12 protein-coding genes are annotated in these 14,073 nt (G+C 58.1%); 4 read left to right on the top strand and 8 right to left on the bottom strand.

Going from position 1 to position 14,073, the window contains the following annotated elements; translation table 11 throughout:
- Window positions 1–97: 97 nt before the first annotated feature.
- Window positions 98–1,765, top strand: a complete 1,668-nt coding sequence (gene ettA / locus HB664_RS06440) for an energy-dependent translational throttle protein EttA (protein WP_006810191.1) — start codon at window positions 98–100, stop codon at window positions 1,763–1,765.
- A 91-nt stretch (window positions 1,766–1,856) separates the two neighbouring features.
- Here the strand turns inward: ettA and HB664_RS06435 are convergent, their stop codons facing one another.
- Complete coding sequence (locus HB664_RS06435; protein WP_211438465.1) at window positions 1,857–2,756, bottom strand: LysR family transcriptional regulator; 900 nt, start codon at window positions 2,754–2,756, stop codon at window positions 1,857–1,859.
- 108 nt (window positions 2,757–2,864) lie between these two features.
- Here HB664_RS06435 and HB664_RS06430 point away from each other — a divergent pair, with 108 nt between their 5' ends.
- A complete protein-coding gene (locus HB664_RS06430) occupies window positions 2,865–3,866 on the top strand; it encodes a zinc-binding alcohol dehydrogenase family protein (protein ID WP_213787700.1) in 1,002 nt (333 codons plus the stop codon).
- Window positions 3,867–3,962: 96 nt separating this feature from the next.
- Here the strand turns inward: HB664_RS06430 and nadR are convergent, their stop codons facing one another.
- The 3 genes from nadR to serB form a co-directional block, all read right to left on the bottom strand.
- Window positions 3,963–5,195, bottom strand: coding sequence for a multifunctional transcriptional regulator/nicotinamide-nucleotide adenylyltransferase/ribosylnicotinamide kinase NadR (gene nadR, locus HB664_RS06425; protein WP_015572616.1), 1,233 nt, complete (start codon window positions 5,193–5,195; stop codon window positions 3,963–3,965).
- Between the two features lie 37 nt (window positions 5,196–5,232).
- Complete coding sequence (gene radA, locus HB664_RS06420) at window positions 5,233–6,618, bottom strand: DNA repair protein RadA (RefSeq protein ID WP_014068810.1); 1,386 nt, start codon at window positions 6,616–6,618, stop codon at window positions 5,233–5,235.
- Window positions 6,619–6,692: 74 nt separating this feature from the next.
- Window positions 6,693–7,661: a phosphoserine phosphatase gene (serB, locus tag HB664_RS06415; RefSeq protein ID WP_023310325.1), complete on the bottom strand. Its 969-nt coding sequence runs from the start codon at window positions 7,659–7,661 to the stop codon at window positions 6,693–6,695.
- A gap of 117 nt (window positions 7,662–7,778) precedes the next feature.
- Here serB and HB664_RS06410 point away from each other — a divergent pair, with 117 nt between their 5' ends.
- Window positions 7,779–8,423 carry a YtjB family periplasmic protein gene (locus HB664_RS06410; RefSeq protein ID WP_219940508.1) on the top strand — a complete coding sequence of 215 codons (645 nt, stop codon included), beginning with the start codon at window positions 7,779–7,781 and terminating at the stop codon, window positions 8,421–8,423.
- Window positions 8,424–8,462: 39 nt separating this feature from the next.
- On the top strand, window positions 8,463–9,479 hold the full coding sequence (gene lplA, locus HB664_RS06405; RefSeq protein WP_219940507.1) for a lipoate--protein ligase LplA: 1,017 nt from the start codon (window positions 8,463–8,465) through the stop codon (window positions 9,477–9,479).
- Between the two features lie 61 nt (window positions 9,480–9,540).
- Here lplA and deoD read toward each other — a convergent pair whose 3' ends face one another.
- The 4 genes from deoD to deoC all read right to left on the bottom strand — a co-directional run bounded on the left by deoD (window position 9,541) and on the right by deoC (window position 13,877).
- Entirely contained in the window at window positions 9,541–10,263 is a 723-nt protein-coding gene (deoD, locus tag HB664_RS06400) for a purine-nucleoside phosphorylase (protein WP_010427122.1), read from the bottom strand.
- Between the two features lie 125 nt (window positions 10,264–10,388).
- On the bottom strand, window positions 10,389–11,612 hold the full coding sequence (gene deoB, locus HB664_RS06395; protein ID WP_033144579.1) for a phosphopentomutase: 1,224 nt from the start codon (window positions 11,610–11,612) through the stop codon (window positions 10,389–10,391).
- A 56-nt stretch (window positions 11,613–11,668) separates the two neighbouring features.
- The gene (gene deoA, locus HB664_RS06390; RefSeq protein ID WP_219940506.1) at window positions 11,669–12,988 is read right to left on the bottom strand and encodes a thymidine phosphorylase; all 1,320 of its coding nucleotides are present in this window, start codon (window positions 12,986–12,988) and stop codon (window positions 11,669–11,671) included.
- A gap of 109 nt (window positions 12,989–13,097) precedes the next feature.
- Window positions 13,098–13,877 (bottom strand): deoxyribose-phosphate aldolase, encoded by a 780-nt coding sequence (deoC, locus tag HB664_RS06385; protein ID WP_023310320.1) that lies wholly within the window; start codon window positions 13,875–13,877, stop codon window positions 13,098–13,100.
- Between the last annotated feature and the right edge of the window lie 196 nt (window positions 13,878–14,073).

The following is a 14,073-nucleotide window of genomic DNA, read 5'->3' as shown; positions in this document are numbered from 1 at the left end:
ACACTCCCGACGTTCCTGGCTGGGATTAGGACGTGAAAAAGGCTACACTTCGAGGCTGAAATTCCTTCTCATTACGATAAAAGAGGCGAAGTCCAACGTGGCTCAATTCGTTTATACCATGCATCGTGTCGGCAAAGTTGTCCCGCCGAAACGTCATATTCTTAAAAATATCTCGCTGAGCTTCTTCCCGGGCGCAAAAATCGGTGTTCTGGGTCTCAACGGTGCCGGTAAGTCCACCCTGCTGCGCATCATGGCCGGCATTGATACAGACATCGAAGGTGAAGCCCGTCCGCAGCCTGGCATCAAGATTGGTTACCTGCCGCAGGAACCTCAGCTGAACCCGGAACACACCGTTCGCGAATCCGTTGAAGAAGCGGTATCCGAAGTGGTTAACGCGCTGAAAGGTCTGGATGAAGTGTATGCCAAATACGCTGAGCCGGATGCGGACTTCGACAAGCTGGCCGCGCAGCAGGGCAAGTATGAAGAGATCATCCAGGCGCACGACGGTCACAACCTGAACGTGCAGCTGGAGCGCGCGGCTGATGCCCTGCGTCTGCCGGACTGGGATGCGAAAATCGCGAACCTCTCCGGGGGTGAACGCCGCCGCGTGGCGCTGTGCCGCCTGCTGCTGGAAAAACCAGACATGCTGCTGCTCGACGAACCGACTAACCACCTGGACGCAGAATCCGTGGCGTGGCTGGAACGCTTCCTGCACGACTTCGAAGGCACCGTTGTGGCGATTACCCACGACCGTTACTTCCTCGACAACGTCGCTGGCTGGATCCTGGAGCTGGACCGCGGCGAAGGTATTCCGTGGGAAGGCAACTACTCCTCCTGGCTGGAGCAGAAAGATCAGCGTCTGGCGCAGGAAGCTTCTCAGGAAGCGGCGCGTCGTAAGTCTATCGAGAAAGAGCTGGAGTGGGTTCGTCAGGGCGCGAAAGGCCGTCAGTCTAAGGGCAAAGCCCGTCTGGCACGCTTCGAAGAGCTGAACAACACCGAATACCAGAAACGTAACGAAACCAACGAACTGTTTATTCCACCTGGAGCACGTCTGGGGGATAAAGTGGTTGAAGTGACCAACCTGCGTAAGTCCTACGGCGACCGTCTGCTGATCGACGACCTGACCTTCTCCGTACCGAAAGGCGCTATCGTTGGTATCATCGGTCCGAACGGCGCGGGTAAATCGACCCTGTTCCGCATGATGTCCGGTCAGGAACAGCCTGACAGCGGCTCTATCACCCTGGGTGAAACCGTGAAGCTGGCCTCCGTTGACCAGTTCCGTGACGCGATGGACAACAGCAAAACCGTGTGGGAAGAAGTCTCCGGCGGTCTGGATATCATGCGTATCGGCAACACCGAGATGCCAAGCCGCGCCTATGTTGGCCGCTTTAACTTCAAAGGCACCGACCAGGGCAAACGCGTGGGCGAACTGTCCGGCGGCGAGCGCGGTCGTCTGCACCTGGCGAAGCTGCTGCAGGTGGGCGGTAACGTTCTGCTGCTCGATGAACCAACAAACGACCTGGATATCGAAACCCTGCGCGCGCTGGAAAACGCCCTGCTGGAGTTCCCGGGCTGTGCGATGGTTATCTCGCACGACCGCTGGTTCCTGGACCGTATCGCGACCCACATCCTGGACTATCAGGACGAAGGTAAAGTGGAGTTCTTCGAAGGTAACTTCACCGAATACGAAGAGTACAAGAAACGCACGCTGGGCGCCGACGCGCTGGAGCCGAAGCGTATTAAGTACAAGCGTATTGCGAAATAAAAGCAAAACGGCAACCTCGGTTGCCGTTTTTTATGTTTGTACCCTCTCCCCGTGGGAGAGGGCCAGGGTGAGGGCATCAGGCCGCACAAAATCACCCACCCACGTAATACCGCTTCACCTCGTCAAACTGCATCGCAAACTCGATATAGCTCATCAGCGCAGGCGAATTCAGCTTGCGGCTTGGGTAGGCCAGCCACAGATCGTTACCTTCAACATTCCACTCCGGCAGCACCTGAACCAGCGCACCTTTTTCAATTTTATCTTCCAGCAGAAACGCGGGTAAGAGCGTGATCCCCGCACCGGCAATCGCACACTCGCGGGCGTAGACCAGATTATCGGTCATGTGCGCGTTATCCGGCAGATAGCGGTAATCCTCGCTCTCGCTTCGCAGAAGCCACTCCGACCACGCCCGGTGCGTGATACAGCGGTGCTCCACCAGCTGACGGGGATGCGTCAGCGGATCCCGACGCGCCAGATAGTCCGGTGAGGCCAGCATGTAGCGCGGGCAGTGCCCGATCATCCGGCCAATCAGGGAGGAGTCCTGCGGCTTACCGGTACGCAGCGCTACGTCAAAACCGGCCTCGACCAGATCCACCACGTCATCAGAGATCGACACATCCAGCGAAACGTCAGGATAGCGAAGCTGAAACTCGGCATTCATGTGCGCCAGCAGCGTCGCCCCAATTCCCGCCGGACAGGTGATCCGCAGCCGCCCGCTGGGATTTTCGCGCAGCCGCTGAATGGCGTACTCGGCCCGCTCGCTGGCCGCCAGCATCTCGCGACAGTGCACCAGATAGTGCTCGCCCGCAAACGTGAGGCTAATCCTGCGCGTGGTGCGGTTCAGAAGGCGGATACCCACCTGCTGCTCCAGCTGGCTAATTCGCTGGCTAACGCTTGATTTTGGCAATTCCGCCTTCTGCGCCGCCGCGGTAAAGCTGCCCATCTCCGCTACCAGCGCGAACAGCGCCATATCCTGCAGCTGTTTAAACATGATTGTTCATCCTGTACGAACGCTGAGTTCTTGATTGTCCATCTTATCACGCAGCTGGCCACTTTATAGACTAGCCTCAACAAAACGCATGCCATTGAGGAGCACACCATGTCTGTTAAAGCTATTGCCGTTAACCCAGAAAATCCGTCCACCTTCATTGAAATCACCCCGCCAATGCCGCAGCCCGGCGAGCACGATCTGCTGGTAGAGGTGAAGGCCGTCTCCGTTAACCCGGTCGATACCAAAGTCCACGCAGGAATCGCTAAAAACGGGCTGAACGAGCCGCGCATTCTCGGCTGGGATGCCAGCGGGATCGTCAAAGCGGTGGGGGCTGGCGTAACTGGATTTAAACCAGGTGACGAGGTGTGGTACGCGGGCGACATCACCCGCCCGGGCAGCAACGCCACGCACCAGCTGATTGATGCACGCATAGTCGGCCACAAGCCTGCCAGCCTCGGCTGGGCGGCTGCCGCTGCACTGCCGTTGACCGCGCTCACCGCGTGGGAAGGTCTGTTTGAACGCCTGAACATTCAGGATGCCGGGGCAGACAAAACGCTGCTGATCATCGGCGGCGCTGGCGGCGTGGGATCGCTGGCGATCCCCTTTGCGAAGCACAACAGCAAGGTGAAGATCGTCGCAACGGCTTCACGAGAAGATTCCGCCCGGTGGTGCCGCGATCGCGGGGCTGATATTGTCGTCAACTACCGCGATCTGAAAGGCGAGCTGGCGAAACAGGGGCTCACCTTTGTGGATTACATTTTCATCCTCAACGACACCGACGGGCACTGGGATGCGGTCAGCGAACTGATTGCGCCGCAGGGGCATATCTGTTCCATCGTTGAAAATGAACATCCGCTGAACCAGGACAAGCTGAAGTCCAAATCCGCCGCCCTGCACTGGGAGTTTATGTACACCCGCAGCATGTACCAGACCGCTGATATGGCGCGTCAGGGGGAGATCCTCAATGAGGTGGCAAAACTGGTGGATAACGGCGTGGTGGAAAGTTCGCTCAGCGAAACGCTGCACGGGCTGAGCGTGGAAAGCATTACCGAGGCGCACCGTAAAGTGCTGGAGGGACATATGCGTGGGAAAGTGGTGATTGAGTTCTGAGTGGCTTGATGCCCTCACCCCGGCCCTCTCCCACAGGGAGAGGGAGGTTAAAGTCCCCTCTCCCTGTGGGAGAGGGTTAGGGTGAGGGGTAAGTTTTTACCCCTGCTCCCCCATCATCTCCTTCACCAGCTCGACGCAGCGCAGGAAACGGGAGTCGTAGTCAGACTCTTCCACATGGACAAACTCAACGTTGTTTTCGTTGAGCATCTCCACCAGCATGGTCTGAAACTCTCGCCTGTCCACGGAGCTGCCGAGGCTGCGCATGCCGTCGGCCACCCACGGGGTGTTGTTTTCCAGCAGGATCACCAGGTCAAAGCGGTATTCGTCAATCAGCGCCTGCACGAACGGGTGCTCGCGCCCTTCATATTTTTTACAGAACGCCTGTGTGGTCACGAAATCGGTATCGATAAACGCCACTTTGTTGGCGTATTTGACCGCAAAATCAATGTACTGGGCATGACCGAGCGCGATTTTGTCGTAATCGGAATATTGCAGCGCCATCTCGTCGCCGCCAAGGTGCGAGAAGACATAATCGCGGCCGTACTCCCACGCGCTGGTGGTATTGAAGATGTTCGCCAGCTTGTTGACCAGCGTCGATTTCCCGCTCGACTCGCCGCCCAGGATCGCGACGGTACGCACAAAGAACGGCTTCACTTCGGTCGGAATGTAATCCCAGTAGCGGAACGGGTTTTCGCGGATCTGCGCCCCGCTGATGTTCATAAAGGTGCGTTTCGGGTCGATCAGCACCGTCTCGATGCCCAGATGCTCGCGGAACTGCGGCGCGTCGGACTCTTCAGAGGTGTAGATCCAGTTAGGCGCAATGCCCTTCTCTTCCATAAACGCTTTGATGCCGTTGCTCCACACGTCCCAGCCGTGCGGATACGGCTCCATGCCCTCTTCGTTAAAGGCATGAATACGAATATTTTTCTGGTACTTAAAGGTCTGGAGCAGCCAGCGCAGGCGGTCCGGCACGGTCGGCTGCTGCGACATGGCGCTGTCTTCAAACAGCTGACGGTCACGGGTTTCGTCGTAGCCCATGATGATATGCAGCTCGTCAACCTGGCTACAGGCGCGCTGGATCAGATAGATATGTCCGGTATGCAGGGGGTAAAACTTGCCGAACACCACGCCGATGTTCTTTTGCATACGCGGGAACTCCAGCCCCAGAAAGCGGTGCAGCGCTTCCAGCTTCTGCGCGCTGGGGCTTTTGATTTTGGCGTTCAGCAGCTGGCTCAGGTAGCCTTTGGTCATGCCGCTGGCGTCCGCCACCTGCTGCAGCGTGCAGCCCTTCTGGCGGATTGCGGTCTTGATGTAGTCAAATGATGACATAAATTACGGTGCCTCCTGCAAAATCAAATTTACGTAATTATAAGTCGTCAAAGACATTTAACGCATCAGCGAGTTTTTTCACGCCAAATACCTGCATCCCTTCCGGGATCTTTTTCGGCACGTTGGCGGCTGGAACGATCGCCCGGCGGAAACCGTGTTTTGCCGCCTCGGAGATACGCTCCTGGCCGCTGGGTACCGGACGGATTTCCCCGGCGAGGCCCACTTCGCCGAAGACCACCAGGTCCTGCGGCAGCGGCCTGTCGCGCAGGCTGGAGACCATCGCCAGCAGCAGCGCCAGGTCTGCGCTGGTCTCCGTGACTTTGACGCCGCCGACCACGTTAACGAAGACGTCCTGATCCGCCATCTGCAGCCCGCCGTGACGGTGCAGCACCGCCAGCAGGATCGCCAGACGGTTCTGTTCCAGACCGACCGCCACGCGCCGCGGGTTGCCCATCATCGACACGTCCACCAGCGCCTGAATTTCAACAAGCAGCGGGCGCGTCCCTTCCCACAGCACCATCACCGAGCTGCCGGAGGTGATCTCATCGCCGCGGCTCAGGAAGATGGCCGACGGGTTGCTGACTTCGCGCAGCCCCTGTTCGGTCATGGCAAACACGCCCAGTTCATTCACCGCCCCAAAGCGGTTCTTGTGGCTGCGCAGGGTACGGAAACGGGAATCCGCATCGCCGTCGAGCATCACGGAGCAGTCGATACAGTGTTCAAGCACCTTCGGCCCGGCCAGCGAGCCGTCTTTGGTCACGTGGCCGACCATCACAATCGCCACGCCTCGCGTTTTGGCAAAGCGCGTCAGGTAAGCCGCGGTTTCACGCACCTGCGCGACGCTGCCCGGCGAGGACTGAATGTCCGCCATGTGCATCACCTGGATGGAGTCGATCACCATCAGCTTCGGCTGCTCTTCTTCGGCAATCATACAGATCTGCTCGATGCTGGTTTCGGAGAGCATGTTCAGGTTGCCGGTCGGCAGGCCCAGACGGTGCGCGCGCATCGCCACCTGCTGCAGAGACTCTTCGCCCGTGACGTACAGGGTTTTCATCTGTTCGGCAAGCTTGCAGAGCGTTTGCAGCAGCAGGGTCGATTTACCCGCGCCCGGGTTACCGCCGATCAGGATCGCGCTACCCGGCACCACGCCGCCGCCGAGCACGCGGTCAAACTCTTTGAACCCGGTGGAGAAGCGCGGCAGCTCTTCGAGGCTGATGTCCGAAAGTTTTTGCACCTTCGCCACGCCCGCGTTACCGGCATAGCCGCTCAGGCGCTCATTGCGCGCCACGCTCGGCGAAGCCGCCACACCACGCACTTCGGTGATGGTGTTCCAGGCATGACAGGCGCTGCATTGCCCCTGCCAGCGCGGATAATCCGCACCACATTCATTACAGACAAATGCGCGTTTTGGAGCTTTCGCCACGGTTTACCTCGTTATTTCTGTGCGGCCTGCGTGCCGGGTGGCGCTTACGCTTACCCGGCCTACAAAGCAGGCCGTTATTTCTGATTAATGCTGCCGGAGAGAATGCAGAACACCCCCATCAGGTCAGCGTGACGGATAGTGACTTCCGTCTTTTCATTCACTTTTGGCTTGGCATGGTAGGCAATGCCCAGCCCGGCGGCTTTGATCATCGGCAGGTCGTTCGCGCCATCGCCAATGGCGACGGTCTGGACGACCGGAATTTCATATTTTTCCGCCAGACGCGTCAGCGTATTGGCTTTGTACTGGGCATCAACGATATCGCCGATCACCTGGCCGGTCAGCTTGCCGTCCATGATCTCCAGCTCATTGGCCACCACGGTGGTCAGATGGAGTTTTTCCCGCAGGTAATCCGCGAAGAAGGTGAAGCCACCGGAAGCAATCGCCACCTTCCAGCCGAGGGACTGCAGCTTCAGCACCAGCTGCGTCAGCCCTGGCATCAGCGGCAGCACGTCGCGCACCTGACGCAGAATGTTGGCATCGGCCCCTTTCAGGGTCGCCACGCGCTGGCGCAGGCTGGCGGTGAAGTCCAGCTCGCCGCGCATCGCACGTTCGGTGACTTCCGCCACCAGCTCGCCGCTGCCCGCCAGCTTCGCAATCTCGTCAATACACTCGATCTGAATGGCGGTTGAGTCCATGTCCATGACCAGCAGGCCCGGGGTTTTCAGGTGTGGAATTTTGCCCAGCGGCGCGACGTCCAGTCCGGCGTCATGCGCCAGACGCGTTGCGCGCTGCGTCAGGGAACCCGCCAGGCGAATAACCTGGTAGTCTTCCACGCACCAGGCGGCGACGATGACCATTGCCGCACCCAGCTTGCTTTGATACTGGGTCAGGCGTTGCTTATCCAGACCGCGTCCGTAGAGGAGCCAGCCGCTACGACCGGCGTGGTAATCCAGAGGCATCACCTCATCGCCACTTAAAGAGAGCGGCAATCCTGGCCATAAAGAGACATCCGTTGGCAGGTCACACCAGGTAATGTTCGGCATTAAAGCTCCTGTAATTTCGTTCGCGCCGGAAGGTTGCAGAGGGAAAATAACGCATGAGGCTACCCTGTAACCATCACTTCTGGCAACATTAAGCCGTAAATTTTCAGCAGGTGGAATATGGCTCGCGCAAAACTGAAATTCCGGCTCCATCGCGCCGTGATTGTCCTTTCCTGTCTCGCACTATTAGTGGTGCTGATGCAAGGGGCATCGTGGTTTAGCCAGAACCATCAACGGCAACACAACCCGCAGTTTGAAGAGCTGGCCCGCACGCTGGCGCGCCAGGTGACGCTCAACGTCGCGCCGTCCATGCGTACCGAAACGCCGGACGAGAAGCGGATAGGCCAGGTTTTACGCCTGCTCACGGAGAATAGCCGCATTCTTGATGCCGGCGTCTATGATGAGCAAGGCAACCTGATTGCCCGCGCGGGCGAGCACGTCGACGTGCGCGACAGGCTGGCGCTGGACGGGAAAAAAGCCGGGGGCTACTTTAACCAGCAGATTGTCGAACCTATTCAGGGGAAGAATGGCCCACTGGGCTATCTGCGCCTGACCCTCGATACCCACACCCTGCCTACTGAAGCCAAACAGGTCGATAATACCACCAATATTCTGCGCCTGATGCTGCTGCTTTCACTCGCCATCGGCGTTGTGCTGGCGCGCACCCTGCTTCGCGGCAAGCGCTCGCGCTGGCAGCAATCCCCGTTCCTGCTGACCGCCAGCAACTCCGTCCCCGAAGACGAAGAGAGCGAGAAGAAAGATTAGTGATAAAGTAGGCGAACGATTCGGAAAAGGAACTTTGCCATGACGACGTTACGCCTGCTTATCTCTGACTCTTACGATCCCTGGTTTAATCTCGCGGTAGAAGAGTGCATCTTCCGCCAGATGCCCGCCACCCAGCGCGTACTGTTTCTCTGGCGGAACGCCGATACGGTGGTCATCGGCCGCGCGCAAAACCCGTGGAAAGAGTGCAATACGCGGCGTATGGAAGAGGACAACGTCCGTCTCGCGCGCCGCAGCAGCGGCGGCGGCGCGGTGTTTCACGATCTGGGCAATACCTGCTTTACCTTTATGGCGGGCAAACCGGAATACGACAAAACCATCTCAACGTCCATCGTCCTCAACGCGCTCAATTCACTCGGCGTGACGGCGGAAGCGTCCGGGCGTAACGATCTGGTGGTGAAACCCCCCGAGGGCGACCGGAAGGTCTCCGGCTCCGCCTATCGCGAAACGATGGATCGCGGGTTCCACCACGGCACCCTGTTGCTGAACGCCGATCTGAGCCGTCTGGCGAACTACCTGAATCCGGATAAGAAAAAGCTCCAGGCCAAAGGAATTACCTCCGTGCGCGGCCGCGTGGCAAATCTGGTAGAACTGCTGCCGGGAATTACGCACGAGCAGATTTGCGATGCGATCCGTGACGCGTTCTTTGAACATTACGGCGAGCGCGTGGAAGCAGAAGTCATCTCCCCTGACAAAACCCCGGACCTGCCCAACTTCGCCGAAACCTTCGCCCGCCAGAGCAGCTGGGAATGGAACTTCGGTCAGGCTCCTGCGTTTTCCCATCTGCTTGATGAGCGTTTTACCTGGGGCGGCGTGGAGCTGCATTTTGACGTGGAGAAAGGCCATATCACCCGCACGCAGGTGTTTACCGATAGCCTGAACCCGGCACCATTAGAGGCACTGGCGGCACGTTTGCAGGGCTGTTTGTACAGGGCGGATATGCTGCAGCAGGAATGCGACGCGTTGATCGGAGATTTCCCGGAGCAGGAAAAAGAGCTGCGGGAGCTGTCGGCGTGGATTGCACAGGCCGTGCGCTAGGTGCGGTCTGGTGCCCTCACCCCGGCCCTCTCCCTGTGGGAGAGGGAGGGAAGAGACAGAATTACTCTTTATCGCCCAGCAGAACGGATTCCAGCGCGATTTTGATCATGTCGTTAAAGGTAGTCTGGCGCTCGGCAGCAGTGGTCTGCTCGTGGGTACGGATGTGGTCAGACACGGTGCAGATGGTCAGCGCTTTCGCACCAAACTCAGCCGCGACGCCGTAGATACCTGCCGCTTCCATTTCCACGCCCAGGATGCCGTATTTCTCCATCACGTCGAACATCTCGCCGCCGTCCGGGGCATAGAACAGGTCAGCAGAGAAGATGTTACCCACGCGCGCTTCAACGCCCAGCGCTTTTGCCGCGTCAACCGCGTCACGCACCATGCCGAAGTCAGCAATCGCCGCGAAGTCATGGTCTTTGAAACGCATGCGGTTAACTTTGGAATCGGTGCAGGCGCCCATACCGATAACGATGTCGCGCAGCTTAACGTCCATGCGCACCGCGCCGCAGGAGCCTACGCGGATGATTTTCTTCACGCCGAAGTCGGTAATCAGCTCTTTGGTGTAGATAGAGCAGGATGGGATACCCATACCGTGGCCCATAACGGAGATTTTGCGGCCTTTATAGGTACCGGTGAAGCCCAGCATGCCGCGAACGTTGTTCACTTCACGCACGTCTTCCAGGAAAGTTTCTGCAATGTGCTTCGCGCGCAGCGGGTCGCCCGGCATCAATACGACGTCAGCGAAATCACCCATTTCTGCGTTAATGTGAGGAGTTGCCATCTTCAGTTCCTTTTACATTGTTGTTTTTGCCGGGTGGCGGCTACGCCTGACCCGGCCTATATTCTGTTCTCTCTCTCCCTGTGGGAGAGGGTCGGGGTGAGGGCATCAGGCCGCACCCAATCCGTTTAGAACATGGCCTTGCCATATTCCATGTCAGACGTACCAAAATATTTCGCCAGGGTCTGGCCGATGTCCGCGAAGGTTTCACGGTGACCGAGCGAGCCCGGCTTCACTTTCGGGCCATACACCAGCACCGGAATGTGCTCACGGGTGTGGTCGGTACCGGTCCAGGTTGGGTCACAGCCGTGATCCGCGGTCAGGATCAGAATGTCATCTTCACCTACCAGCTCCATCAGCTCCGGCAGACGGCGGTCGAACAGCTCAAGACCCGCTGCATAGCCCGCAACGTCGCGACGGTGGCCCCAGGAGGAGTCGAAGTCCACGAAGTTGGTGAAGACGATAGTCTTGTCGCCCGCTTCTTTCATCTCTTTGATGGTGGCATCAAACAGCGCGTCCAGACCGGTGGCTTTCACTTTTTTGGTGATGCCGCAGTTGGCGTAGATATCCGCGATTTTACCCACGGAAACCACGTGGCCGTCTTTCTCTTCAACCAGCTTCTGCAGTACGGTCGGTGCCGGTGGCTCAACGGCCAGGTCGTGACGGTTACCGGTACGCTGGAAGTTACCCGCTTTGTCGCCGATAAACGGACGCGCGATCACGCGGCCGATGTTGTAGCCGCCTTCGGTCAGCTCTTCACGGGCGATTTCGCACAGCTCGTAGAGTTTATCCAGGCCAAACGTCTCTTCATGGCACGCAATCTGGAACACGGAGTCAGCAGAGGTGTAGAAAATCGGCTTGCCGGTTTTCATGTGCTCTTCGCCGAGCTGATCCAGAATCACGGTACCGGAAGAGTGGCAGTTACCGAGGTAGCCCGGCAGGTTGGCACGCTTCACCAGCTTATCGAGCAGCTCCTGCGGGAAGCTGTTCTCGTGATCGGAGAAGTAACCCCAGTCGAACAGCACCGGCACACCGGCGATTTCCCAGTGGCCAGATGGGGTGTCTTTACCGGAGGAGAGCTCGTGAGCCCAGGCGTAGGCGCCCACGACTTCCGCGTTGCCGTCCATACCGGCTGCGATTTTACCGGTAGAACCTTCATGCGCTTTCACCAGACCGAGGCGGGTCAGGTTAGGTAGAGTCAGAGGGCCTTTACGACCGTTGTCCGCTTCGCCTTTTGCACAGGCTTCCGCGATATGGCCCATGGTATCGGAACCCACGTCACCAAAACGTTCTGCATCTTCGGTTGCGCCGATGCCGAATGAGTCCAGCACCATAATAAATGCACGTTTCATAATTGTTCTCCGTACGTAGTGCTTCAAAAATTATCGATCAGATCAGTATACCGCTATTAGGTGATACGGCGATAGACAGTCGGTGTGGTTTCCGGCGCTTTATCGTCAAGCGTAATTGCCGCTTTCACCGCTTTAGCCGCTTCCTGCCAGCTGGCTTCGTCTTTCGCGTGGATCACCGCCAGCGGACGTTGACCGTCAACGCTGTCGCCCAGACGGGCCATATCGGTAAAGCCGACGCTGTAATCAATGGTGTCTGACGCCTGACGACGGCCGCCGCCCATCGAGACCACCGCCATACCCAGCGCACGGGTGTCCATTGCAGAGACATACCCTTCGCTATCGGCATACACCGCTTTGCTAAGCGTCGCGGTTGGCAGGTATTTCGCGTAGTTTTCGACGAAATCGGTCGGGCCTTTCTGGGCTGCAACCATGCGGCCGAAAATATCCGCCGCTTTGCCGTTATCCAGCACCGCCTGCAGTTTCGCGCGGGCTTCTGCGTCGTCTTTGGCCAGCTTGCCGGAGATTAACATCTCAACGCACAGCGCCATGGTGACGTCGAACAGACGCGGGTTGCGGTATTCACCAGTCAGGAACTGCACCGCTTCACGCACTTCGACGGCGTTACCGGCGCTGGACGCCAGCACCTGGTTCATGTCGGTGAGCAGCGCGGTGGTGCGCACGCCCGCGCCGTTGGATACGCCAACGATCGCTTCCGCGAGCGCAGCAGAAAGTTCATAGGTCGGCATAAAGGCGCCGCTGCCCACCTTCACGTCCATCACCAGCGCGTCCAGCCCTTCTGCCAGTTTTTTCGCCAGGATAGAGGCGGTGATCAGCGGGATGGAGTCAACGGTCGCGGTGATGTCGCGGGTGGCGTAGAAACGCTTGTCTGCAGGAGCAAGAGAGCTGGTCTGGCCGATAATCGCCACACCAACGTCTTTAATAATGTCGCGGAAGCGATTGTCATCCGGGAAGATATCGAAGCCCGGAATGGCTTCCAGTTTGTCGAGCGTACCGCCGGTGTGGCCCAGGCCGCGCCCGGAGATCATCGGGATGTAACCGCCGCAGGCTGCCACCATTGGGCCGAGCATCAGAGACGTCACGTCACCCACGCCGCCGGTGGAGTGTTTATCCACGATCGGGCCGTTAAGGTTGAGGCTTTTCCAGTCCAGAACGGTTCCTGAATCTCGCATCGCCATGGTCAGCGACACGCGCTCAGGCATCGACATATCGTGGAAGAAAATGGTCATCGCCAGAGCCGCAATCTGCCCTTCTGAGACGGTGTTATCACGAATGCCGTTGATGAAGAAGCGGATCTCTTCATCGCTTAATGCATGACCATCACGTTTTTTACGAATAATTTCTTGTGCGAGAAACACGGTAACCTCCATGCGGAATCGGGGGAGTTGTGGCGGGTGGCGCTACGCTTACCCGCCCTACGATCCTGTCGACCGGATGAGCAAAGCGTCATCCGGCATTGTCTGGCAATCAGTAGCTGCTTGCGCTCTTACCGTCGCCGTGACCCAGCGCTTTCAGCAGGCTGGCCAGCAGGCTGGACGCACCGAAGCGGTAGTGGCGGGAATCGGCCCAGTCGGCGCCAAACAGTTCGTCGGCAATCGCCAGGAACTGCTGCGCGTCTTCAGCGGTACGCACGCCGCCCGCAGGTTTGAAACCAACGGTTTTGGATACGCCCATGTCGCGGATCACTTCCATCATGATGCGCGCGCTTTCCGGGGTCGCATTCACCGGCACTTTACCGGTAGAGGTTTTAATGAAATCCGCACCGGCTTTGATGGAGATTTCAGATGCCTTACGAATCAGCGCCTCTTCTTTCAGCTCGCCGGTTTCGATGATCACTTTCAGCAGCACGTTTGCCGCCGCGCACGCGTCTTTACAGGCTTTCACCAGGTCAAAACCGACCTGCTCGTTGCCGGCGATCAGCGCGCGGTACGGGAACACCACGTCAACTTCGTCTGCGCCGTAAGCAATCGCCGCGCGGGTTTCTGCCAGCGCGATCTCGATATCGTCGTTGCCATGCGGGAAGTTAGTTACGGTTGCAATGCGCACGTCCGGCGTACCCTGCTCTTTCAGCGTCTTACGGGCAATCGGGATAAAGCGCGGGTAGATACAGATGGCTGCGGTGTTACCCACCGGCGTTTTCGCCTGATGGCACAGGGCGATGACTTTTTCATTGGTGTCGTCATCGTTCAGGGTGGTCAGGTCCATCAGTTTCAACGCGCGCAGGCTGCTTGCAGTTAAATCGGTCATAACATTCTCCAACGGCAGTGCCGTATAAATTTTACCTTGCGGGTCTGTGAGTATTCTAACATTCACCCGCATCCACACTTCGACATTCATCACAGTTAATGAAAACTGCATACAAATTTGCATTACTGTAATGAGATCTTCTTCAAACTTTAGCGCGTAAATTGCCGACTAAAGCAGCGATACCCCCTGTCGGATC

The sequence above is a fragment of the Enterobacter sp. DNB-S2 genome, from assembly GCF_019443845.1.
GTDB lineage: Bacteria > Pseudomonadota > Gammaproteobacteria > Enterobacterales > Enterobacteriaceae > Enterobacter > Enterobacter asburiae_B.
This window is presented reverse-complemented; position numbering and strand designations above follow the sequence as displayed.